Origin of the sequence: Pseudomonas sp. GM24 (assembly GCF_000282235.1) — a bacterium.
Classification (GTDB): Bacteria; Pseudomonadota; Gammaproteobacteria; order Pseudomonadales; family Pseudomonadaceae; genus Aquipseudomonas.
This window is the reverse complement of the sequence record NZ_AKJR01000035.1, coordinates 1-22766: the sequence shown is the minus strand read 5'-3', so window position 1 is coordinate 22766 and position 22766 is coordinate 1. Positions and strand designations below refer to the sequence as shown.

General features: G+C 60.8%; 17 protein-coding genes and 1 pseudogene. 10 read left to right on the top strand and 8 right to left on the bottom strand.

Annotation, left to right across the window (positions count from 1 at the left end; all coding sequences use genetic code 11):
* The first annotated feature begins 246 nt into the window (after window positions 1–246).
* Both zapE and PMI23_RS05740 read left to right on the top strand, forming a co-directional pair.
* Complete coding sequence (zapE, locus tag PMI23_RS05745; RefSeq protein ID WP_007917276.1) at window positions 247–1377, top strand: cell division protein ZapE; 1131 nt, start codon at window positions 247–249, stop codon at window positions 1375–1377.
* A gap of 216 nt (window positions 1378–1593) precedes the next feature.
* The gene (locus PMI23_RS05740) at window positions 1594–2907 is read left to right on the top strand and encodes a leucine-rich repeat-containing protein kinase family protein (RefSeq protein ID WP_007917277.1); all 1314 of its coding nucleotides are present in this window, start codon (window positions 1594–1596) and stop codon (window positions 2905–2907) included.
* Between the two features lie 126 nt (window positions 2908–3033).
* Here PMI23_RS05740 and PMI23_RS05735 read toward each other — a convergent pair whose 3' ends face one another.
* The gene (locus tag PMI23_RS05735) at window positions 3034–3738 is read right to left on the bottom strand and encodes a YebC/PmpR family DNA-binding transcriptional regulator (RefSeq protein ID WP_007917279.1); all 705 of its coding nucleotides are present in this window, start codon (window positions 3736–3738) and stop codon (window positions 3034–3036) included.
* A 221-nt stretch (window positions 3739–3959) separates the two neighbouring features.
* Between PMI23_RS05735 and PMI23_RS05730 the strand changes: the two genes are divergently transcribed.
* Window positions 3960–5357, top strand: coding sequence for a type VI secretion system Vgr family protein (locus PMI23_RS05730; RefSeq protein WP_007917282.1), 1398 nt, complete (start codon window positions 3960–3962; stop codon window positions 5355–5357).
* 25 nt (window positions 5358–5382) lie between these two features.
* On the opposite strand, the gene PMI23_RS05725 is transcribed toward PMI23_RS05730, so the two are convergent.
* Window positions 5383–6774, bottom strand: coding sequence for an FAD-dependent oxidoreductase (locus tag PMI23_RS05725; RefSeq protein WP_007917284.1), 1392 nt, complete (start codon window positions 6772–6774; stop codon window positions 5383–5385).
* A gap of 74 nt (window positions 6775–6848) precedes the next feature.
* Window positions 6849–8174 (bottom strand): MFS transporter, encoded by a 1326-nt coding sequence (locus PMI23_RS05720; RefSeq protein WP_007917286.1) that lies wholly within the window; start codon window positions 8172–8174, stop codon window positions 6849–6851.
* 281 nt (window positions 8175–8455) lie between these two features.
* Between PMI23_RS05720 and PMI23_RS05715 the strand changes: the two genes are divergently transcribed.
* A complete protein-coding gene (locus PMI23_RS05715; protein ID WP_007917288.1) occupies window positions 8456–9328 on the top strand; it encodes a LysR family transcriptional regulator in 873 nt (290 codons plus the stop codon).
* Window positions 9329–9450: 122 nt separating this feature from the next.
* Here PMI23_RS05715 and PMI23_RS05710 read toward each other — a convergent pair whose 3' ends face one another.
* Window positions 9451–10311 (bottom strand): LysR substrate-binding domain-containing protein, encoded by an 861-nt coding sequence (locus tag PMI23_RS05710; RefSeq protein ID WP_007917290.1) that lies wholly within the window; start codon window positions 10309–10311, stop codon window positions 9451–9453.
* Window positions 10312–10423: 112 nt separating this feature from the next.
* Here PMI23_RS05710 and PMI23_RS05705 point away from each other — a divergent pair, with 112 nt between their 5' ends.
* The 3 genes and pseudogenes from PMI23_RS05705 to PMI23_RS05695 all read left to right on the top strand — a co-directional run bounded on the left by PMI23_RS05705 (window position 10424) and on the right by PMI23_RS05695 (window position 13240).
* The gene (locus tag PMI23_RS05705) at window positions 10424–11533 is read left to right on the top strand and encodes a 2-aminoethylphosphonate--pyruvate transaminase (RefSeq protein ID WP_007917292.1); all 1110 of its coding nucleotides are present in this window, start codon (window positions 10424–10426) and stop codon (window positions 11531–11533) included.
* 145 nt (window positions 11534–11678) lie between these two features.
* A pseudogene (gene phnX / locus PMI23_RS05700) lies at window positions 11679–12502 on the top strand (phosphonoacetaldehyde hydrolase).
* Window positions 12503–12691: 189 nt separating this feature from the next.
* Window positions 12692–13240, top strand: a complete 549-nt coding sequence (locus tag PMI23_RS05695; RefSeq protein ID WP_007917296.1) for a cytochrome b — start codon at window positions 12692–12694, stop codon at window positions 13238–13240.
* Window positions 13241–13243: 3 nt separating this feature from the next.
* On the opposite strand, the gene PMI23_RS05690 is transcribed toward PMI23_RS05695, so the two are convergent.
* Together PMI23_RS05690 and PMI23_RS05685 are read right to left on the bottom strand one after the other, a co-directional pair.
* Entirely contained in the window at window positions 13244–14170 is a 927-nt protein-coding gene (locus PMI23_RS05690) for a 1-aminocyclopropane-1-carboxylate deaminase/D-cysteine desulfhydrase (RefSeq protein ID WP_007917298.1), read from the bottom strand.
* Between the two features lie 274 nt (window positions 14171–14444).
* On the bottom strand, window positions 14445–16484 hold the full coding sequence (locus PMI23_RS05685) for an NADPH-dependent 2,4-dienoyl-CoA reductase (protein WP_007917300.1): 2040 nt from the start codon (window positions 16482–16484) through the stop codon (window positions 14445–14447).
* 208 nt (window positions 16485–16692) lie between these two features.
* On the opposite strand from PMI23_RS05685, the gene PMI23_RS05680 reads away from it, so the two are divergent.
* Window positions 16693–17823 (top strand): nitrilase-related carbon-nitrogen hydrolase, encoded by a 1131-nt coding sequence (locus tag PMI23_RS05680; RefSeq protein ID WP_007917302.1) that lies wholly within the window; start codon window positions 16693–16695, stop codon window positions 17821–17823.
* 3 nt (window positions 17824–17826) lie between these two features.
* Window positions 17827–18867 carry an AraC family transcriptional regulator gene (locus PMI23_RS05675; RefSeq protein ID WP_007917304.1) on the top strand — a complete coding sequence of 347 codons (1041 nt, stop codon included), beginning with the start codon at window positions 17827–17829 and terminating at the stop codon, window positions 18865–18867.
* A 419-nt stretch (window positions 18868–19286) separates the two neighbouring features.
* Here PMI23_RS05675 and PMI23_RS05670 read toward each other — a convergent pair whose 3' ends face one another.
* Both PMI23_RS05670 and PMI23_RS05665 read right to left on the bottom strand, forming a co-directional pair.
* On the bottom strand, window positions 19287–20147 hold the full coding sequence (locus PMI23_RS05670; RefSeq protein ID WP_007917311.1) for a DUF2242 domain-containing protein: 861 nt from the start codon (window positions 20145–20147) through the stop codon (window positions 19287–19289).
* A 92-nt stretch (window positions 20148–20239) separates the two neighbouring features.
* A complete protein-coding gene (locus PMI23_RS05665) occupies window positions 20240–21139 on the bottom strand; it encodes a LysR family transcriptional regulator (RefSeq protein ID WP_007917313.1) in 900 nt (299 codons plus the stop codon).
* A 118-nt stretch (window positions 21140–21257) separates the two neighbouring features.
* Between PMI23_RS05665 and PMI23_RS05660 the strand changes: the two genes are divergently transcribed.
* Entirely contained in the window at window positions 21258–22463 is a 1206-nt protein-coding gene (locus PMI23_RS05660) for an MFS transporter (protein WP_007917315.1), read from the top strand.
* Window positions 22464–22766 lie beyond the last annotated feature (303 nt).

Genomic DNA, 22766 nt, shown 5'->3' with positions numbered 1-22766 from the left:
GTGATTGAGGTTAGCAATGGTCGACGATTCCGCCAGTCGATTGGATCCAGGGATCGCCCGAGATATGTTTCGAAAGGTTGGCAACACGTCGAGCCATGTCGCTAAAAATAGCTGTACGTGCCGCACAAATTTGTCCAATAACCGCCCACTCTCGGATCGTTGCGGTGGCTGGCCAAGTCGGCGTCTGGTTACACTACGTTGCCGCGCTCCCGGGTGCCGGTCTTGACGAACACGGAGACGCCCACAGTGCCTGCCCAACCGCCGAAACGATCACGACTGATCCAGCGCTGGCCGGCGTTGCGCCGCTGGTTCGGCAAAGGTTTTCCGGCCAGTGCCGGGCATGATGCCAGTGCCCAGTCGATCCGCGATTACTTTCGGCACAAGGCCAGTGGTCAGGGCTACACCCTCAGCCACAGCCAGCAGTGCGTCATCGATTGCATGGCGCAGCAGGCGAGTCTTTTGCTCGGCGCAAGCGCTCGCACACCCCAGAACCTCTATTTGTTCGGCGCTGTCGGACGTGGCAAGAGCTGGCTGCTCGACGGTTTCTTTCAAGCCTTGCCGATCACCCAGAAACGGCGTCTGCATTTCCATCAGTTCTTCGCGCAATTGCATCAGGCCATGTTCAGTCATCGCGAGCACGACGATGCTCTCGAAGTCTCCCTCGACGAATTGCTGCAAGATTGCCGGGTGCTGTGTTTCGACGAGTTTCATGTGCATGACATCGGCGATGCCATGCTCATCACCCGGCTGTTCAAGGCACTGTTCAAGCGGCGGATCCTGCTGCTGGTCACCTCCAACTACGCGCCGGAAGGTCTGCTGCCCAATCCGCTCTATCACGCCCGCTTCAAACCGGTGATCGAACTGATCAATACGCGCATGCAGGTGATGGAGGTCGGCGGCCCGCACGATTACCGCAGCCAGACGCGCCATTCTGCACATCAGATCTTCACCCAAGGGCATTACGTGTGGCCGGCGACGCCAGCACAGCGCGCCGCCCTCGATTTGCCACCTGCCGACGCACCAACCGTCACGCTAACAGTCGGCACCCGGCAGTTTCAGGCGCGGTTTTGTCAGGAGCGGCGGGTCGGTTTCACCTTCAACGACCTGTGTGAACAGCCAACGGCGGTCATGGATTACCTGGAACTGTGTCGACGTTTCGACCGCTGGATCATTGATGATCTGCCAGAACTGGCGCAATGCTCGATCGCCGCGCAACAGCGCTTCATCAACCTGATCGACGTGCTGTACGACCAGGACAAGCACCTGACGCTGCTCGGTCGACTGCCCTTGCGCGAAAGCATGGACGGCCATGTCATCGACCTGGCGCGCACGCGCAGCCGCTTGGGGCAGTTGCAAGAAGTGCACGGGACGATCTGAGCACGCCATTCCCCTGTGGGAGCGAGCCTGCTCGCGAAAGCGCCCTATCAGTCAAAACATCAGCTTCTGACACTCCGCCTTCGCGAGCAGGCGCGCTCCCACCAAGGGCTACTGAAGTTTCGCCATCTGTCCAATTCAAACCCGGGCTTTGCCGTTATCATGCTGCCCATTCCCAGCGCCCCAGCGTCGCTCCACTGAACAATAGCGAACACCAACATGCACACCCTTGCTCAATTGCGCGCCGGCGAGTTGTCGGGCATTACGCGTCTGGATCTGTCTTGTGGACTGACCGAGTTCCCGCGCGAGATTTTCGACCTGGCCGACACCCTGGAAATCCTCAACCTCAGCGGCAACCAATTGAGCAGCCTGCCGGATGACTTGCATCGTCTGACGCGCCTGCGCGTGCTGTTCTGCTCCGATAACCCGTTCACCGAACTGCCAGCCTGTCTCGGCCAGTGCGCGGCGCTGACGATGATCGGTTTCAGGGCCAATCGCATCGTCAACGTCCCCGCTCAAGCGCTGCCGCCTCAGTTGCGCTGGCTGATCCTGACCGACAACTGCATCGAAAGCCTGCCAAGCGAACTCGGTGAGCGCCCTGCCCTGCAAAAACTCATGCTGTCCGGCAATCGCCTGCAAGCGCTGCCGTCCTCGCTGAGCAACTGCCATCGACTGGAGCTGCTGCGCATTGCCGCCAACCGCCTGACCGAACTGCCGCAGTGGCTGCTCGCGCTGCCGAGCCTGACGTGGCTGGCCTACGCCGGTAATCCGCTGGAAACCGAGGCAGACGCCGCCGCGCTGGAAGCGACGCCGCACATCCCTTGGTCAGCGCTGCGCCTGGAGCAATGGCTGGGTGAAGGCGCTTCGGGGGTGATTTCCCGGGCGAGCTGGCAACGCGACGATGGCTCAGTGACGCCGGTCGCGGTGAAACTGTACAAAGGTGAAATGACCAGCGACGGTTCACCGCTGCACGAAATGAATGCCTGTATCACCGCCGGTCTGCATCCCAATCTGATCCGCATCGAGGGGCGCATCAATGGCCATCCCGACGGCCAGCAAGGCTTGGTGATGCAGTTGATCGATCCGTCTTTCCGCAACCTCGCCGACCTGCCAAGCCTGGCATCCTGCTCGCGAGATGTTTACGCCGATGATTGCCGGTTCAGCGCCGAGGTTGCGCTGAACGTTGCCAAAGGCATTGCCTCGGCGGCAGAACACTTGCATCGGCAAGGCATCACCCACGGCGATCTCTACGGGCACAACATTCTGTTGAATGGACACGGCGATTGCCTGCTCGGGGATTTTGGTGGGGCGTCGTTCCACGCGGTTGCCGACACAGCAGAAACACGGGCGTTGCAACGTATTGAAGTGCGCGCGTTCGGGATTTTGCTGGGGGAATTGCTGGCACGCATCGACTCGGGGTTGAGTGATGAATTGCGTGCGGTGCTCGAAGAGCTGGAGCGGCGTTGCTGTCAGGCGGAGGTGCTGGCGCGGCCGGGGTTTGCTGAAGTTAATGCGGTTCTGCGGCAAAGCTGACTGCTGCGCAGTCAATCGCGGGCAAGCCCGCTCCCACAGTGTCCGAGTCGCTCACAAAATGTGTGGACACCTCTGAACCTGTGGGAGCGGGCTTGCCCGCGATGAGGCCATCACCGGAGAAACAGATCAGCCCGCCAGGCCAACAAACATGTCCTGCACGTCATCATGGTTGTCGAGGCCTTCGAGGAACGCTTCAACCTCAGCCATCTGCTCGTCGCTCAAACCGCTCACCGGGTTCTTCGGCTGGTAACCGAGTTTGGCCGACAACACGGTGAAACCTTGCTCTGGCAGTGCTTTCTGCACCGCATCCAGATCGGTAGGGTCGGTCAGGAACAGCGTCGCGCCCTCTTCGCCTGGCTCGAAATCCTGCGCGCCGGCTTCGATGGCGGCCATTTCCGGATCGGCGTCCGGGGTGTCCGGCGAGGCTTCGATCATGCCGACGTGGTTGAAGTCCCAGGCCACGGAGCCGGAAGCCCCCAGTTGGCCCTTGCGGAACGCCACGCGGATTTCCGCGACGGTACGGTTGATGTTGTCGGTCACGCACTCGACGATCAGCGGCACCTGGTGCGGGGCGAACCCTTCGTAGGTCACGCGATGGTATTGCACGGTTTCACCCAGCAGACCGGCGCCTTTCTTGATCGCGCGGTCCAGGGTTTCTTTTGGCATCGAGGCTTTCTTGGCCTGTTCGACCACCAGACGCAGGTGTGCGTTGGTGGTGGTATCGGCACCGTTGCGGGCAGCGATGGTGATTTCTTTCACCAGTTTGCCGAAGATCTTGCCTTTGGCGTTGGCTGCCGCTTCTTTGTGTTTAACCTTCCACTGTGCGCCCATTACTCACTCTCTTGATCTGTGGCGCCGAGACATCTATTGGCCGACGCGTGGCGCCAAGTTTATACGGCCTAAAGTCGGCAATCGACCAAAAAAACGCAATGTGGAATCGACATCTTCACCAAAGCGTGTAGGGCGATTCTGAAAAACGGATTTGACATGACCATTCAACGCTGCGGTTTCGTACCCTCTCAGGCCCGTATTGCCTGACAGAGCCCGTTCGAATGCTCAATGACAAGGAAAGTCCTTTTACCCTGACCCTGACCGACAGCGGTCTGTGCCTGCCAGTGGTGCGCTTTCACGGCGAGGAAGCGCTCAACCAGCCCTACCGTTTCGACATCGAACTGATCGGCCTGGCCCCCGCCATGGCGCCGGGTACATTTCTGCATCAACCGGCATTTCTGCGCCTGGACGACCATCATGGGATTCACGGCGTGATCGACAGTGCCAGTTGCGAACATCGAGGCACACACCGGATCGGCTATCGACTGACGGTTGTGCCGCGCCTGCAGAGGCTGGCCCAGCCGAGCAAACGGCGCGTGTTCGTGCAACTGAGCGTGCCGCAGATCCTTGAGCAATTGCTCACGGAAAATGCCTTGCCCGCTGACGGCTACCGGATTGAAATGAGCGTCGGGCAATACCCGATCCGGCCGTTTTGCATCCAGTACGAAGAAAGCGATCTGGCGCTGCTGGACAGGCTTTGCGAAGAGGAAGGCATTCACTATCACTTCGAACACCGAGTGGACGGGCACATTGTCGTGTTTGCCGATGACAGCCTGAGCTTGCCGCAAATGCCGGTGCTGGTTGCATTCAAGGCTTGCGAGCAAACGCCCTCCCCCTGCGTCAGTGCGCTGTACCAGCATCATCACGCTGCCCCCATCGCCACACTGCATGCGGTGCGTAATCGAGGGCAGCAAGCGCTCAGCGACGATGCCGCCAACCACATCACAGCCAATCCCCTGCCGCCGATACCCTCTCTCGAACAACGTCACCACGAACAACGCAGCCGTCGACATCTGGAACGGCAACGCTGCCAGCATCGCACGATCAACGGCCGCTCTGACCGGGTGGGCTTGCTCAGTGGGCATCTGCTGCAAGTGTCGGCGCATCCGATCAGCCACTTCAACGAACAATGGCGACTCACTTCAATACGCCATCATGGGCAACATCCGTCGATTCTGGATCCGACACCGCCGCGGCACCGCTACCACAACGATTTCACCGCCCAGCCCTGGTCGACCGACTACCGTCCAGCGCTCAAACAAACCCGCCCGGCCATCGCCGGGTATCACCTGGCACAGGTAGTCGGACCCACCGGGCAACCGGCGCAGCTCGATGAGCAAGGTCGAGTCGCCGTCAGGCTGTGGCCCTCGGAACAACCGCAAACACTTGATAGCGACGCGGTCTGGCTGCCCATCGCCATGACGCGAGCCAATGGTCGATTCGCACGGGACGAACTGCCCTGCGCCGGCAGTGAAGTGTGGGTGAGTTTCCTCGACAGCGACCCGGACCGGCCAATTCTCTGTCTGGGCAACTCACCCAACCCGACGCCTCGCGAACCACCGACCGCACGCGACAACGACTTGTTGCTCGACTGGTTGCTCAACAGCAACGCCCGCTGATCACGCTACATCAACACGCCGTGCTTCAACCTTTGTCAGCCTTGCCCGCCGCTGCGGCAAATTTGGCCAGGCGCACATCGAGATGCCGAGGCCGCCGGCCGTGATCCTCGGCGCGCTCCTTGCGGCGGATGGCGTTGCGCACCATCAGCGAGCCGAGGTAACGGATCGGCTCTGGCGGGAAGTAGCCCAGCGGCCCGTTGACCAGCGGCGAAAGCGTCCATGGATTGTCCAGGCCTTGCACCAGCGAAGCGAGAATCTGCCCGCCCATGTGACATGGGCCGACACCGCTGCCCGAATAGCCGAAACCGTAAAACACATTGCCGGCGCTGCTCATCTGGCCGAAGAACGGCAAACCGGTGACCGAGCGATCCGACGGGCCGTTCCAGGTGGCCTCGACTTTGACATCGGCAAATGCCGGGAAGAAGTCGGCGAGGCTGTTTTTCAGCAGGCCGGCATAGGGCGATGGCTGATCGAATACTGGCAGCATGCGCCCGCCAAACGCGAAGGTATTGCCGCCCTTACCGAGCATGATCCGGCCGTCCGGGGTGTTGTGGTAGTAGTGCACGAAAATCCGCGAATCAAGCACGGTGACGCCACTGGTCAAACCGATCTCCTGTAACAGATCCGGGCGCGGTTCGGTGATCAGCATGTCGCTGGAAACAATCGCCACGCTACGTTCGAACTGCGGGAAGGCACGGGCCATCCACGCGTTCATCGCCAGCACCACGCGATCGGCGATCACCGTGCCATTCGGCGTCTGCAACCGCGCCGGGCGTCCCTCCTCCAGCCCGGTCATTGCCGTGTTTTCGTGAATCTTCACACCCAACTGCAATGCCACCCGACGCAAGCCACGCACCAGTTTGCCCGGCTGCACACTGGCCGCTGCCGGCGAGAACCAGCCCTCCAGATGTTTGCTCGAACCGGCCATGCGCTGCACATCGGCCAGCGGACGCTGGGTGAACGAGTTGATGCCATTGCGCTCCAGTGCGGCAATCACCGCGTCGGTCGAACCGACTTGCGCGCGGTTGGTCGCGGTGTACAGCGTGCCGTCCAGACGGTAATCGGCGTCGACACCGTACTGCTCACAGAACTCGCCGATCGCGTGGATACTGCGTTCCGATTCCTTGACCAGACGTACCGCTTCCTCGACGCCAAACAAGCGCTCAAGGGTGAAATACTTCGCCGACCACGACAGCGCACACCCGCCATTACGCCCACTGGCGCCAGCGCCGCAGATGTCCGCTTCGATCAGCAACACATCGAGTTCGGGGTTCTGTTGCTTGAGCATGATCGCCGTCCACAACCCGGTGTAGCCACCGCCGACGATGCACACATCGGCGCGGACTTCGCCGTGCAACGGCGGACAGGTTTCAGAGCTGTCGGCCTGCAAGGCCTGCTCCAGCCAAAACGGTCTCATGTGGGGTACTCCAAGTCAGATGGCCACGACCCAGCCTGCCGCGAGCGCCGCAGCAGGCCGCGAGGCAAAGGGTTTCAGGAACGCAGGGGTTTGATCGTCAGCGGGCAATTGGGGATTGAGGCACGCGGCTCCATCACGCCGACCGGACGGCTGTTCCAGTGCGGAATCAGCACCAGCGCCGAGAACAGCGCACAACCGGCGAAGACGATGAACACCGTCACCGAGTCGAAGTAGCCTGGCAGCAAACCGCCGAGTACCGCGCCGACCGAGCCGCAGCCGTTGACGAAACCGGCCGCCGTGGCGCCGGCCTTGGCTTTGCCGAAGTCGATCGCGGCGGCACCGCTGATCATTGAATCCGGGCCGTAGAGGGTCAGGCCCATGACAAACAACAAGGCGACCACCAGCAACACACTGCCGCTCTGCAACGCAGCCATGAACAGCGCCAGCGTCACGGTCAGCGCCAACAAGCTCAATACGCAGGCCGGCATACGCCGGGCGCCAAAGAGTTTGTCCGAAGCCAGGCCGATCAGAATCGGCCCGAGCAACCCGGCCAGTTCGAACGAAGTGGGAATGATCGCCGCGCCGACCTTGCCGACACTGGGCATCTGTTCAAAGACAATCACCGGGCCCCACAACAGAATCGCGTAACGCGCCGGTTTCAACATGAAATACGCCAGGCCCAGTACCAGCACCGTGCGGTTACGCAGGATTTCCTTTAACGGCTCCCAGACACTGAGTTTGCTGTTGGCTTCGGTTTCTTCCGCCGTCAGTTCAGGCTCCGGCTCTACCGCAGGCAAGCCGACGTCTTCGGGTTTATTGCGCTGGAAGATAAAGAACAACACCGCGACCACGGCAACCACCACCGCACTGGAAATGAAGGCCGCGTGCCAGGTGCCCATCAAGGTATACGCCCACCAACCGGCGAATGGCGACGCCACCAGACCACCAAAGGCGTAACAGGAACTCCATAGGCCGAGCACCCGCCCGCGTTGTTGGGAAGGGAAAAAACTGCCGAGGTTCTTGCACAATCCCGACCATCCGGTGGACTGCGCCAACCCCTGAATCAACATGCAGGTGGCAAAGATCGGCAACGTGGCGAAACTGCCCATCACCAACGCCGCCGCTGCGGAAATCAGCAAACCGCCGAGCACCACGACCCGTGGGCCAAAGCGGTCAGCGAGCATGCCCCAAGTGAACTGGCCGAGGGCATAAGCCGCCAGATAAATCGCATCGAGGTTGGCCATGGCCATCTTGTCGAGCATGAAGGTGGGGTCTTCGGCGATGCCCAGTTTGGCCACCGAAAACGCTTTGCGGGTGAAGTAGAAAGCGGCGTACGCCAGCCAGGTAATCGCGAAAATCTGCACGCGCCAACGCGCAATGGTGCCGATGTGCTTGTTCATGGTGGTTCTGACCTCAGGGTGTGAGTGTGCCGGCAGAATCGTTAAGCAAAACGCCTGTGTTTTTATTGTTGAGCACTGCGATATCACCCCGTCCCTACGGCGATATCGGTCAGATGAGTCCTGCTGTTGCACGCACAGGCTCATGGCCACCGTGCTGCCCGAGCGGGCAGTCAGCGATGGCGTGAGCCGATCAAAGCAATTACTGTTTAATAAATAAAATCGATTTATCGTATTTCACACATAAGCTCAGCTTGTTACTGACTTATCGATCAGGTGACTGCATGTCGGTGTCCCACGCCCAACTCAAAGCCTTCCACGCCGTGGCCGTGCATGGAAGCTTCACCAAAGCCGCCGAGCGCCTTTTTCTCACGCAACCGGCGATATCCGACCAAGTGCGCAAACTCGAAGAGCGTTTCGGCGTTTTGCTGTTTCACCGCAATAAACGTTCCGTGCGCCTGACCGACCTGGGCGAGCGCTTACTGGCGATCACCCAGCGCCTGTTTGTAATTGAAGCCGAAGCGCAGGAACTGCTGCAGGAATCCCAGGCCCTGCAGACCGGCAGCCTGATTCTGGCGGTGGATGCACCGGTGCACGTGTTGCCGCAGATCGCGCGGTTCTGTGAGCGCTATCCGGGCATCAGCGTGAAGATCGAGACCGGCAATACCGATGAATCGCTGTTTCGCCTGTTCAACTATCAGGCCGATCTGGCGTTGCTTGGGCGTGATGTCAGCGATGAACGCTTGCTGTGTGTGCCGCTGCGCAATGATCCGATGGTGGCGTTCGTATCACGCAATCATCCGTGGGCCGAACGTGAATCGATTTGCCTGGCAGACCTGGATGACACGCCGCTAGTGTTGCGTGAACACGGTTCGGTGACGCGGCAAACGCTGGAAGAGGAAATGGCGCGGGCGGGGTTTCGTATTCGTCCGGCGATTCAGGTGGAAGGCCGGGAAGCAGCGCGTGAGGCGGTGGTGGTCGGGATTGGTGTCGGCGTTGTTTCGGCGGCGGAGTTTGGTGCGGATTCGCGGGTGTGTGCGTTGCCGATAATAGATTGCACACGACGACTGACGGAGACGCTGGTGTGTTTGCGCGAGCAAAGCAATCGACGGGTGGTGGCGACCTTCCTCGATATGGTTCGCGACAGTCTTGTGTAAGGAATACCGGCCCCATCGCTGGCAAGCCAGCTCCCACAGGTTTCTTGGCTGTACCCAGCACCTTTGAACGACCGAGATCACTGTGGGAGCTGGCTTGCCAGCGATTGGGGCGACTCGGTGTATCAGGCCGGCGCCAAGCCAAAGAACGCCTGAATCAAGCGCAAATCCCGGCGCCGCTCCATGCAGCCGATCATGTGCCGGTTCATTAGCCCGTCCCCGACAATCGGAATCGCCACCACCCTCGGGTCATGACTGACCTCCACCGAGGACACCACGCCAACGCCCAACTCAGCGGCAACGGCTTCGGTCACCGCCTCACGGCTATCGAGCTCCAGCAACACGCGCGGATGGATCGACGCCTGCGCACAGGCCTCATCAAACGTGCGCCGGGTGATCGAACTCGGCTCGCGCAACACCATGATCACTTGATCCAGCTCCTTGAGCTTCACTTCCCCGGTGCGCATCGCCCACGCATGCCCTGCCGGTACCAAGGCGCAGATCCGTGATTCGCTCAACGCTTGCAGATGCAAGCCTTTGCGCGGCTCCACTTCGGTCAACACCGCCACATCGGCGTGTTCCGACAACAACGCCGCGAGGGTTTCCTGAGCATTGCCCAAACGCAGATTCACGGTGATCCCCGGATAGCGCGCACGCAGGCTGGCGAGCATCGGCATGACCATGTGCGGCCCGTCCGCCGCCACTTCCAGCCGTCCGGTGAGTAATTGCCGGTTGGCCTCGAGCATCGTCTGCGCCTCTTCCGCGAGGCCAAACATTGCGCGGGTAATCGCCGCGAGTTTGGTGCCCTCCTCGGTCAGTTCCACCCGACGCGCGGTGCGCCGCAACAGAGTGATCTGGTAGTGCTCCTCCAACGCCTTGATGTGCCCGGTAACCGCCGGCTGACTGATGAACAACCGTGCGGCGGCGCGGGTGAAGCTGCCTTCACGGGCCACGGCGTCGAAGGCGCGGAGCTGGAACAGGTTCATGAATAACTCTCGCTGATGGCTGGCATAACAACAAACAATTTGATTGATGCAACGGCGAATTGCAACGTATGCCCCGTAGCTTCATCCCACAGCGCAATCCGAGGACATACGAATGAGTATCGCCGAACCCATCCTGCTCACTCCCGGCCCGTTGACCACTTCGGCCCGCACCCGCCAGGCGATGATGGTCGACTGGGGGTCATGGGATGACCGCTTCAATCAACTGACCGCCAGCCTGTGCGAACAACTGCTGGCGATCCTCAACGGCGCCGCCACTCACCACTGCGTGCCATTGCAGGGCAGCGGCACCTTCGCTGTTGAAGCGGCCATCGGCACCCTGGTGCCGCGTGACGGCAAAGTGCTGGTGCTGATCAACGGTGCCTACGGCAAGCGCCTGGCGAAGATTTGCGAAGTGCTCGGCCGCTCGTTCAGCACCTTTGAAACCGCTGAAGATGAGCCGACCACCGCCGCTGACGTCGATCGCCTGTTGCGCGCCGATAGCAACATTACCCACGTTGCGCTGATCCATTGCGAAACCAGCACCGGGATTCTCAACCCGCTGGCGGAGATCGCTCAGGTCGTCGAGCAACACGGTAAACGCCTGATTATCGATGCCATGAGTTCCTTCGGCGCGTTGCCGGTGGATGCGCAACAAGTACCGTTTGACGCGCTGATCGCCGCCTCCGGCAAATGCCTGGAAGGCGTACCGGGGATGGGTTTTGTCTTCGCACGTAAAGAGGCGCTGGCCGCTGCCGCTGGCAATTCGCACTCGCTGGCGATGGACCTGTTCGATCAGCACGCCTACATGATGAAAACCGGCCAATGGCGCTTCACCCCGCCGACCCACGTCGTCGCGGCGCTGCACGAAGCGCTGCTGCAATACAACGAAGAAGGTGGCCTGCCGGCGCGGCATGCGCGCTATGCCGCCAACTGTCAGGCATTGATGGATGAGATGGGCAAACTCGGTTTGCGCAGCTTCCTGCCGGCGGCGATTCAGGCGCCGATCATTGCCACGTTCCATGCGCCGCAAGATCCGCGTTATCAGTTCAAGGATTTCTACGAGCGGGTCAAGGCCAAGGGTTACATCCTCTATCCGGGCAAATTGACCCAGGTCGAAACCTTCCGCGTCGGTTGCATCGGCCATGTCAGCCCGGACGAAATGCGCCAGGCCGTCGCGGCGGTCGGTGAAGTGTTGCGTGAGATGGAAGTCCTCGAAATCTGAGCCACACCACCAATCCCTTGTAGGAGTGAGCCTGCTCGCGATGAGGCCGTGTCAGTCGACGAAGCTGTTGAGTAATCAACCGCTATCGCGAGCAGGCTCATTCCTACAGTTTGAATTGCATTGCCAACTCAGGAATTTGATCAACATGAACTACGTCAATCCAAACAAGCTGCAAGCCGCGATCCTCGACTGGGCCGGCACCGTGGTCGATTTCGGCTCGTTCGCACCCACGCAGATCTTCGTCGAAGCCTTCGCCGAGTTCGACGTGCAGGTCTCCATCGAAGAAGCCCGTGGCCCGATGGGCATGGGCAAGTGGGATCCATCACCCTCTGCGATCAGCCGCAAGTGGCCGAGCGTTATCGCAAGGCATTCGGCCGCACGCCGACCGATGATGACGTCACCGCGATCTACAAGCGCTTCATGCCGCTGCAGATCGAGAAGATCGCCGAGCACTCGGCGCTGATTCCCGGCGCACTGGAAACCATCGCCAATCTGCGTCAGCAAGGGATCAAGATCGGTTCCTGCTCCGGCTACCCGAAGCAAGTGATGGACAAGGTCGTCGAACTGGCTGCCACCAACGGCTACGTCGCCGACCACGTGGTTGCCACCGACGAAGTGCCGAATGGTCGCCCATGGCCGGCACAGGCCCTGGCCAACGTGATCGCGCTGGGCATCGACGATGTCGCGGCGTGCGTGAAGATCGATGACACCGTGCCGGGCATTCTCGAAGGCCGCCGCGCCGGGATGTGGACCGTGGCACTGATCTGCTCGGGCAACGCGCTGGGTCTGGATTACGCCGGTTTCCGCGCCTTGGGCAGCGATGAACTGGCCAGCGAACGCAAGCGCATTCACGCGCTGTTCGAAGGCTCGCGCCCGCATTACATGATCGACACCATCACCGATTTGCCGGAAGTGATTGCTGACATCAACAAGCGCCTGGCCAACGGCGAGATGCCGCAATCGAGCTGATTCCTGGCGCTGGCTACAAACAAAAACGCCAGCGTCTGCACGACGCTGGCGTTTTTTATTGGCAAAGCCCCCATTCAGAGCATTGAAAGTCCGATCAGCCTCAGGCAAATCCGCCAAAGCGGATTACAGTTAAAGCATGCCGTCGCCCAAGAACGGCCGTTTTGACCCTGATCTGTGAGGACACACCGTATGCCGTGGACAAGTTCCGAATCGCGCTACAGCACCGTCTCGGTCCTGTTGCACTGGCTGATGCTGGTCCTGTTGGTGCTGGTGTACGCCAGCATGGAGTTGCGCGGCCTGTTTCCCAAAGGCAGTGGCGGGCGCACGCTGATCCGCGAAGTGCACTACATGCTCGGCCTGACCGTGTTTGTGCTGGTGTGGTTTCGCCTGCTCGCGCGCAGCATTGGCCCGGCGCCGAAAATCTTCCCCGCCTCGCCGCAATGGCAAACCGTGCTGGCGCGGCTGATGCACTGGGCGTTGTACCTGTTCATGATCAGCATGCCGATTCTCGGCTGGCTGATCACCAGCGCCGAAGGGCATCAGGTGATGTTCTATGGTTTTGATCTGCCGCTGCTGGTCGCGGAGAACAAGGATTTCGCCAAACAGGTCGAGTACTGGCATGTGCTCATTGCCACGATCGGCTACTGGCTGATCGGGCTACATGCCCTGGCGGGGATCTATCACCATTATGTGGTGCGCGATAACACCCTGCTGCGGATGATGCCCAAGCGCGGTTGAGCGTCAGGGGCTGGCGATAAACCCGCGCCGCCCCTGCAAACCTCCGGTATGAATGAAGATCAGCCGTGTGCCGGCTGCGAACCTGCCCGCCTCGACTTGCAGTTTGAGCGCCAGCAACGCCTTGCCGGTGTACAGCGGCTCCAGAGGAACGCCGCTGGCCTGTTCGGTTTGTTCGATGAACTCAAGCAACGCCGGATCAACCTTGGCGAAACCGCCGCGGCTGGCGTCGATCAGTTCATAGCGCCCGTTGCCCTGCCCTGCGGCTTGCAGGATCGACTCGACTTGCGGCGCCACGCCGTGATCATCTGGCACAGCCAGCGCGCCATAGACCGGGTGGGCCCCTGCTTCGGCCAGCAGCAATCCCGCCAATGTCGTGCCGGTGCCGCAGGCCAGCCACCAAGCGTGATAATCACTCCAGCCCAGCGTGTGCAATTGCGCTTGCACCTGCTGTTTGATGGCCGCACAACCGAGCGCCCCCGTTAAGCTGCCACCGCCCTCGGGCACCGCATACAACTGCGGATACTGCGCGCGCCAAGGCGCCCAGAATCCCGGTTCATTGCGTGCGCGATAGCCGCCATAACCCAACCAATGCAGTTGCATGCCGAAGGCTTGCAGATCCTGCACGGTCGGCGTTTCCTGCGCATGCCCGCGCAACAGCCCCACGGTTTTGAACCCCAGCCGTTTTCCCGCCGCCGCCAACGCATGCAGATGATTGGAGTGAGCCCCACCGAGACTGATGATGCCTTCGGCACCCACGCGATCAGCGGCCTTGAGGTGTTCGACGAGTTTGAACCATTTGTTGCCGCTGATCAGCGGGTCGATCTGGTCGAGGCGCAGGATGGCGACTTCAATGCCGGCGGTTGCGAGCCAGTCGAGTTGAAGCGGTTGTAGCGGGGCTTGGGGGAGCCAATCGGAGGGAGGCAAAAGCATGGGCGGCGATTCGATCTGGACAGAGCCGGCATTCTAGTCGCTCAGAAGCAGCCATCGCGAGCAGGCTCACTCCTACATTGGTTTGGTGTCCTACATTGGTTTGGTGGTGCTCAGGTTTGGTGGTGCTCACTTTGGTGGTGCTCACTGCATCTGTGAACAACACAAATCCTGTGGGAGCGAGCCTGCTCGCGAAAGCGGAGTGTCAGCCAATACATATGTCGACTGACACCACGCCTTCGCGAGCAGGCTCGCTCCCACAGGTTCAGCGCAGGGCTTAAAGTTCAGCGGCGAGGCGCGAACCCTGGTTGATCGCACGCTTGGCATCCAGCTCCGCCGCGACATCGGCGCCGCCGATCAGGTGCACGTTCTGCCCCGCCTCAACCAGACCGTCGTGCAGTTCACGCAGCGGATCCTGCCCCGCGCAAATCACAATGTTGTCCACCGCCAGCAGTTGGGACTCGCCAGTTTCACCGATTCGAATGTGCAGGCCTTGGTCATCGATGCTCAGGTATTCAACGCTGTTGAGCATCTGCACCTGTTTGTTCTTCAAACCGGTACGGTGAATCCAGCCGGTGGTTTTACCCAGACCATCACCGACCTTTGTTTTCTTGCGCTGCAACAGAAACACTTCACGGGCCGGGGCATGCGGTGCGGCTTTGATCCCCGCGACGCCACCGCGAGCCTCCAGTTTGGTATCGATGCCCCACTCTTTCCAGAACGCGGCGCGATCCTGACTGGTGGCCACGCCTTCGTGGACAAGGAATTCCGACACGTCAAAACCGATACCGCCGGCGCCGATCACAGCGACACGCTTGCCGACCGGTTTACGCTCAAGGATCACATCCAGGTAGCTCAGCACCTTGGCGTTGTCGACGCCCGGAATCGCCGGCACACGCGGCGCAATGCCGGTGGCGAGGATGATTTCGTCGTACCCGCCTTCAACCAGTTTCGCCACGTCGACGCGGGTGTTCAGGCACACCTCAACGTTAGTGGTCTGCAGCTTGCGCTTGAAGTAACGCAGGGTTTCGAAAAACTCTTCCTTGCCCGGCACGCGCTTGGCGATATTGAACTGGCCGCCGATTTCACTGGCCGAATCGAACAACGTCACCTGATGGCCGCGCTCGGCAGCTACAGTGGCGGCGGACAAACCGGCAGGGCCAGCGCCGACCACGGCGATTTTCTTGCTCTGCTGCACCGGCAGGTAGTTGAGTTCGGTTTCGTGGCACGCACGCGGGTTGACCAGACAGCTGGTCAGCTTGCCGCCGAAGGTGTGGTCGAGGCACGCCTGGTTGCAACCGATGCAGGTGTTGATTTCATCCGCACGACCTTCAGCGGCCTTGTTGACGAAGTCCGGGTCGGCGAGGAACGGCCGCGCCATCGAGACCATGTCGGCATCGCCCTCGGCAAGAATCTGCTCGGCGATTTCCGGGGTGTTGATGCGGTTGGTGGTGATCAGCGGGATCTTCACCGAGCCGCGCAGTTTGGCCGTGACCTTGCTGAACGCCGCACGCGGCACTTTGGTGGCGATGGTCGGAATCCGCGCTTCGTGCCAGCCGATGCCGGTGTTGATGATGGTCGCGCCGGCTTGCTCGATGGCTTTGGCCAGGGTGACGATCTCGTCCCAGGTGCTGCCGCCCTCGACCAGATCGAGCATCGACAGACGGAAAATGATGATGAAGTTCGGGCCGACGGCTTCGCGTACACGGCGAACGATTTCCACCGGCAGGCGCATACGGTTTTCGTAGCTGCCACCCCAACGGTCGGTGCGGTGATTGGTGTGCGCGGCGAGGAACTGGTTAATGAAATACCCTTCCGAGCCCATGATCTCGACGCCGTCATACTCGGCGGTCTGCGCCAGTACCGAGCAGGTGACGAAATCGTTGATCTGCTTCTCGATGCCTTCTTCGTCCAGCTCTTTGGGCTTGAACGGGTTGATCGGGGCCTGGATCGCACTCGGCGCGACCTGCTTCGGGCTGTAGGCATAACGCCCAGCGTGAAGGATCTGCATGCAGATCTTGCCGCCCGCGTCGTGCACCGCGCGGGTGACGATGCGGTGCTTGAGCGCTTCTTCCTCGGTGGTCAGCTTGGCCGCACCAGAATAGACGCCGCCCTCGTCGTTCGGACCGATACCGCCAGTGACCATCAGGCCAACGCCGCCTCGGGCACGCTCAGCGAAGTACGCCGCCATGCGCTCGAAACCACCCGGTTTTTCTTCAAGGCCCGTGTGCATCGAGCCCATCAGGGTGCGGTTGCGCAGCGTGGTGAATCCCAGGTCCAGCGGGGCCAACAGGTGCGGGTAATGAGCGGCGGTCATCGGTAACTCCACAACGAGCAATCACGGAAAAGTTGCGGGAGCTCTGCGGCCCCCGTCAGTCATGTTCGACAGACTAAGAGTCGCATCGCTGTCACTCAATGACCGTAACTGACAACTTATTGATCCAAATGCGCAGCGCCCCTTGGCAACCGGAGCCATGGGCCCTACCCTAGTCGCCATACCCTGCACCCGGTAGTTGTTGGTTTTCATGCGCAAACTTTTGTACCTGTTTTTTTCCATGGCCCTCGTTGCCGCCCTGACCACCTACGCCATGTGGGCGGCGGACCGGCCGGCGGGGCATTACCTGTCGGACTTACGCATTAAAGTCGCGGTCGATCAGGGCACCCCCGCCGATCGCGGCAATCTGCTGGGCATCCAGCCCGAACTGTTTCCCACCGATTATCAAAGCGCCGAACGCTTGCACCGCAAACTCGCGGCTTATCTGCAGCAAGCCCAGGATCAAGGCCTGCTGAATGACAAAACCGTCGTGGTATTGCCGGAAAACGTCGGCACCTGGTTGCTGCTCAGCGGTGAAAAAGACGAGCTGTATCAGGCCCCGACCCTCGCCGAGGCGATGAACTGGCTGGCGGCGAGCAATCCGTTGTTGTTCGCCCGCGCCTGGTTCAGTGCCAACGGCAGTGACCGCCTCAATGACGCGTACCTGCGCATGAAATCCAAGGCGATGGCCAAGGATTACCAGGCACTGTTCGGTGGTCTGGCCAAAGAGTTTCATGTGACGCTGGTGGCGGGTTCGATCGTGCTGCCGGAACCGAGCATCCGTGATGGCCAGCTCAAACCCGGCAGCGGTGCGCTGTTCAACAGCAGCGTGGTGTTCGGCCGTGACGGCGTGCCGCTGGGTCAGCCGCAACGGCAGATGCACCCGGTGTTCGATCAACGTGAAGTGATCGAAGGTGCAGACAAACATGCGCTCAACGTGGTCGACACCCCGGCCGGACGCCTCGGTGTGCTGATTGGCAGCGACAGTTGGTATCCGGACAATTACCGCAAACTCGATGAGCAAAACGCACAATTGATCGCGGTGCCGGCGCAGGTGTTCGGCCAAGGCGCGTGGAATCAGCCATGGCGCGGTTACAAAGGTTCAAGTACCCCGGGCTCGGTCAGTCTCAAACCCGGTGAGCTTACAGAAGGACAGGCTTGGCATCGGTTGACGCTGACCGCGCAGCCACCGAGCAGCCGAGCGATCGCCGGCATCAGTGTGTTCCTGCGCGGGCAGTTCTGGGACAAGGCCAGTGCCGGTCAGAGTTTCCTCAGCAGCAACGGTCAGCAGTTCGCCGATGGCGAGGCCCGTGGCGCGCGTTTGTTGAACATCTGGTTGTAAGCCATGAAACCGCTGCCGATGCGTCTGGGGGATCTGTCGGTGGGCTTCGTGCACAGCCTCGCCGATGCCGTGCGCAGTCATGCGGTCGATCCGCAGCCGCTCCTCGAGCAATATGGCCTCGACGCCGCACGGCTGGCCGAGGCCGGGGCGCGTTTGTCGATTCCGCGCTATATGCGCCTGGGCCACGCGGCGATTCAACTGACCGGCAATTCGGCGTTGGGATTGCGCATGGGTCAGCTCAGTCGCCTGAGCCAGGCCGGGCTGGCCGGTGTCACCGCCGCACAAGCGCCGACCGTGCGTGAGGCCGCGCGCTGCCTGATCCGTTTCGAAGCGTTGTACGGTTCCAACTATCGCGGCCAGTCGAGTTTTCACGAAGACGCCCATGGCGCGTGGCTGCGTTTCTATTCGATCAGCCCGTACAACGCCTATAACCGTTTTGTCGTGGACTCAATCATCGCCGGGTGGTTGCATCAGCTCTCCAGTGTCAGCGGTGAACCGCTGCGCGCCGAACGCATTGAAATCGAATTCGATGAGCCCGATTACCGCGAGGCTTACAGCGTGCTGGGGGATTGCTCGATCCAGTTCGGTGCCGAACGAAATCAACTGCGCCTGAACCTCAACAGCCTCGCACAGCGCAATCCCGAGCACTGCCCGAGTACCTGGCGCCATCTGCTGCAGTTGTGTGAGCGGGAACTTGAGCAATTGACCCGAACCCGCAGCCTGCGCGAACGCATCACTCAGCTATTGGGGCCGTTGCTCAATGGCGGCCGGGAACCCGACCTGGAAGAAGTGGCGGCACGCCTGAAGCTGCCGACCTGGACGTTACGGCGCAAACTGGCCGAAGAAGGCACGCAGTTTCGCGCGATCCTCAACGACACGCGTCGGGATCTGGCGATGACCTACATCCGCGACACCGAACTGGCTTTTGGCGAAATCGCCTACCTGCTCGGTTTCGCTTCAGCCGAAGCGTTCCAGCGAGCCTTTAAACGCTGGAGCGGTCAGACGCCCGGCGAATTCCGCCGCAGTCACCGCAAAACGGCATAAAAGCGCCTGCGCGTTACCAGCTTCAAGCTGCAAGTCAAAGCTCGGTGGCGTCTTCGGCGGGCTCGGGTTGATCCAGTTCAAAGGCCTGGTACTCGAGCAGCTCTTCTTGATATTCATCCATCGTGTAATCCCCCTGCTGCTCTCTTGAATGGGCCTGAGCAAATGCCCAGTGCCTCGAGCTTAACGTGCTCGTGTGAAGGAAAAGTGAAGCCCGGCCTTCATGATTAAAACGTAGCAGGTGGTCAGGAATTTATCGCGGGAATTTTGTCAGAGGAATGTAACGAGATTTTAAGCCACCGCAAAAACCACTGTGGGAGCGAGCCTGCTCGCGAAGGCGGCCAGTCAGTCACATGCGTGCTGAATGTTCCGACGCTTTCGCGAGCAGGCTCGCTCCCACAGGGATTTGCGGTGAGGCTGGTTTATTGGCCGGACGCTGGCATCGCCGGAATCGGCTCGGATGGCGGCGGGATGTCCGGGTTGGCCGGTGGCGTGATGGTTTCGGTCGTCGGCGCCGGTGCAGGTTCTGCGCTCGGCGCCGGAGTGATCGGCGCGGCCTCTGCCGGTGGCGCAACCGGTTCAGACATCACTGGCGCGGCCTCGGCAGGTGCGGGAGCGGGCTCCGCTGCAGGCGCAGGGGTTGCGGCGGGCGCAGGCGTTGGAGTCGGCGTTGGCGCCAGCGCTGCCGGAGCCGCCTTCGCCTCAGGCACACCGAGGTCAGCCTTCGGCTTCTCTTCAATGTGCGCAGCTTTCTTTGCTTCCGCCGGCAGGAACAACTCCACCAGCGTGAAGAAGCGCTCATAGAACTTCTGCGACGTCACCGTCTCGCTGGCAACCTTGACCATCGAATCGTCGGACGAGCCGATCGGCATCGACACCGAACCCAACACACCCACGCCGAGGCTGGCGGAGTTGTTGGTCTTCTTCAGCGCATAACGATCCTGCAAGGCGTTGGCAAACATCGTCGCATGGTGCCCGACACTGCCGTCATCGGCGCAGACCACGTTGAAGCTGATCTCCATGTGGGTGTCGCCGGTTTGCTGGAAACTCTTGTGGCCACTGACCAGTTTCGGGTCACTGCTGGTGATGATGTAGCCCTGGCTGAGCAACGCACGACGGGCCGCTTCGCAACTGACCGAATCGGTCACCGGGTAATTGCGCGAAAACGTACCAGAGTCATCGAAGTTCTCATGCTCATACATCGGCTTGTCTTTCGAACAGCCGGCAACAGCGGTCAACAACAGCGCCAACCCGACAACACGCATGGGAGTGGAAATCAACATTGAACATCCTGAGAGAAAACAGTCCGGGGCGTATTGTGCAACAGATCACGACCCTGCGGCGCATGGATTAGTGTCTTAAAGCAGTTACAACTCTATCGACCGCGCGTTGCGGGAAAAAGTCGCAACGCCAGATGATCGATAAACACGCGCAGTTTCGCCGTGGCGTGGCGACTCGATGGCCATAGGACCCAGAACTGCCCGGTGTGTTCCAGATGCGCATCCAGCACCCGCTGCAAGCGCCCTTGGGCCTCGGCCTCACGGGTCATGAAATCAGGCAGACAGGCAATGCCCATACCGGCCAGCACCGCGTGGCTCACGGCCTCGATGGACGTACTGACCAGCCGCGTCGGCAACGTCGGCTCGGCGGCACCTTGCGCGCGGATCAGCGGCCATGTTTCCAGTTTGCCGGTCGCATGAAACGTATGCCGCAGGCACGCGTGCGCTGCCAGATCGCCCGGCGTTTGTGGCACACCGCGTTGCGCCAGATAGGCCGGGCTGGCCACCAGCACCATGTGAAAATCGCCCAACGGTCGCGCCATCAGTCGCGAATCTCGCGGTTTGCCGGTACGGATCACCGCGTCGAAACCTTCCTCAACCACATCGACCATGCGATCGGTCAAATCCAGATCCAGTTCAATCTGCGGGTACAACCCCATGAACTCGGTCATGACCGGCATCACCAGGCCATGCACCTGCGGCAGGCTGATGCGTAACTTGCCATGGGGTTTGGCGGCGGCATCACACAACTCGAATTCCGCCGCCTCGACTTCCGCGAGGATCTTGCGACAGCGCTCCAGAAACAGCGCGCCCTCACTGGTCAGCGTGACGCTGCGCGTGGTGCGTTGGAACAGGCGCACGCCGAGTCGCGCCTCCAGCCGCGCGATACTTTTGCCCACCGCCGACGATGACACCCCTTGCAAGCGGCCAGCCTCAGTGAAACTGCGCGTTTCGGCGACCTGAACAAACACCGAAATACTGCCCAGGCTATCCATACCACTCTCCCATTGCTGACATCCGTGTCCGATATGTTCGGAACCTTAACCCGTTTTTCACCGATGTGCAGCGCTCTACCCTGTGCTCCTCGTCAACTCTGCACACGGATGCCGGCTCATGAACGACGCACAACTCGAATGCCCCGCACTTGAACAACCTGCCGAACGCCGCGAGCGATTACCCCTTGCTGCGCTGCTGGCACTGGCTACCGCCGGATTCATTACGGTCATGACCGAAGCCATGCCCGCCGGCCTGTTGCCGCAGATGAGCAGCGGCCTGAACGTCTCCCAGGCGCTGATCGGGCAATTGGTCACGCTGTACGCAATCGGCTCGATTCTGGCAGCGATTCCACTGACGATCGCCACCCGCGGCTGGCGGCGCAGACCGCTGCTGCTGTCCGCCATCGGCGGCTTTGCCATCGCCAACAGCATCACCGCGCTGTCGGAGCTGTACTGGCTAACGTTGATTGCACGTTTCATTGCCGGCGTATTTGCCGGATTACTTTGGGCACTGCTGGCCGGATATGCGAGCCGTATGGTCGCCCCGCACCTGCAAGGCCGCGCCATCACCGTGGCCATGCTCGGCGCACCGCTCGCGCTATCGCTGGGAATACCCGTCGGCACCCTGCTCGGCAGCCTGATCGGTTGGCGTCTGAGCTTCGCGATCATGACCGCGCTGACCGTAGTGTTGGTGGTCTGGGTACGCTGGCAAGTACCGGACTTCGCCGGCGAACGCGTGGGAAAGCGCATGCCGCTGCGTCAGGTGTTTAACTTGCCGGGCGTGCGAGCCGTATTGTTTGTCACCGTCACCTACGTCGTCGCGCACAACTTGCTCTACACCTACATCGCGCCCTTTCTGCAGCTTTCCGGGCTGGATACCAATGTCGACCGCGTGTTGCTGGTATTCGGCCTCGCCTCGGTGCTGAGCCTGTGGATCGTCGGCAGCCTGATCGACCGTTGTCTACGCGAACTGGTATTGATCAGCGCCGGATTGTTCATGCTCTCGGCGATAGCACTGGGTCTGTGGCGCGACTCGCCGAATGTGGTGTACATCGCCACCGCTGTGTGGGGACTGGCGTTTGGCGCAATGCCATCGCTGCTGCAGACCGCCTCAGCGAAAACCGCGAAAGAGGCTGCTGACACAGCGCAATCGATGCTGGTGACGTTGTGGAATGTCGGGATTGCTGGCGGTGGTTTGATGGGTGGTGTGTTGCTGGGCAACCTCGGTGTGGGGGCGTTTCCGTGGATCGTTGCAGGGTTGTTGGTGTTGACCCTGTCAGTAACTATCAAAGCTCGGAGACATGGTTTTCCAAGAGCCGAATGAGACCGAATGAGCTGTTGGATTAAGACCTGACCGCTGGAAATCGGCCGATTGACAGGCCGCCATCGCGAGCAGGCTCACTCCTACAATGGAACTGAGTACCCTACAATGGAACTGAGTACATCAGACAATGGAACTGAGTACATCAGACAGAAGATGGGTCGGCTCTCAGGCCGCCTTCGCGAGCAAGCTCGCTCCCACAGTTAATTTGTATACCGCCCACGCGGCAAAGCCGCCCCACTCAACAGGATGAGCGTTAGCTCGGCTGCAGCTCTTGATCTTAAGGCCCGTCGGCAGGCTGAGTGG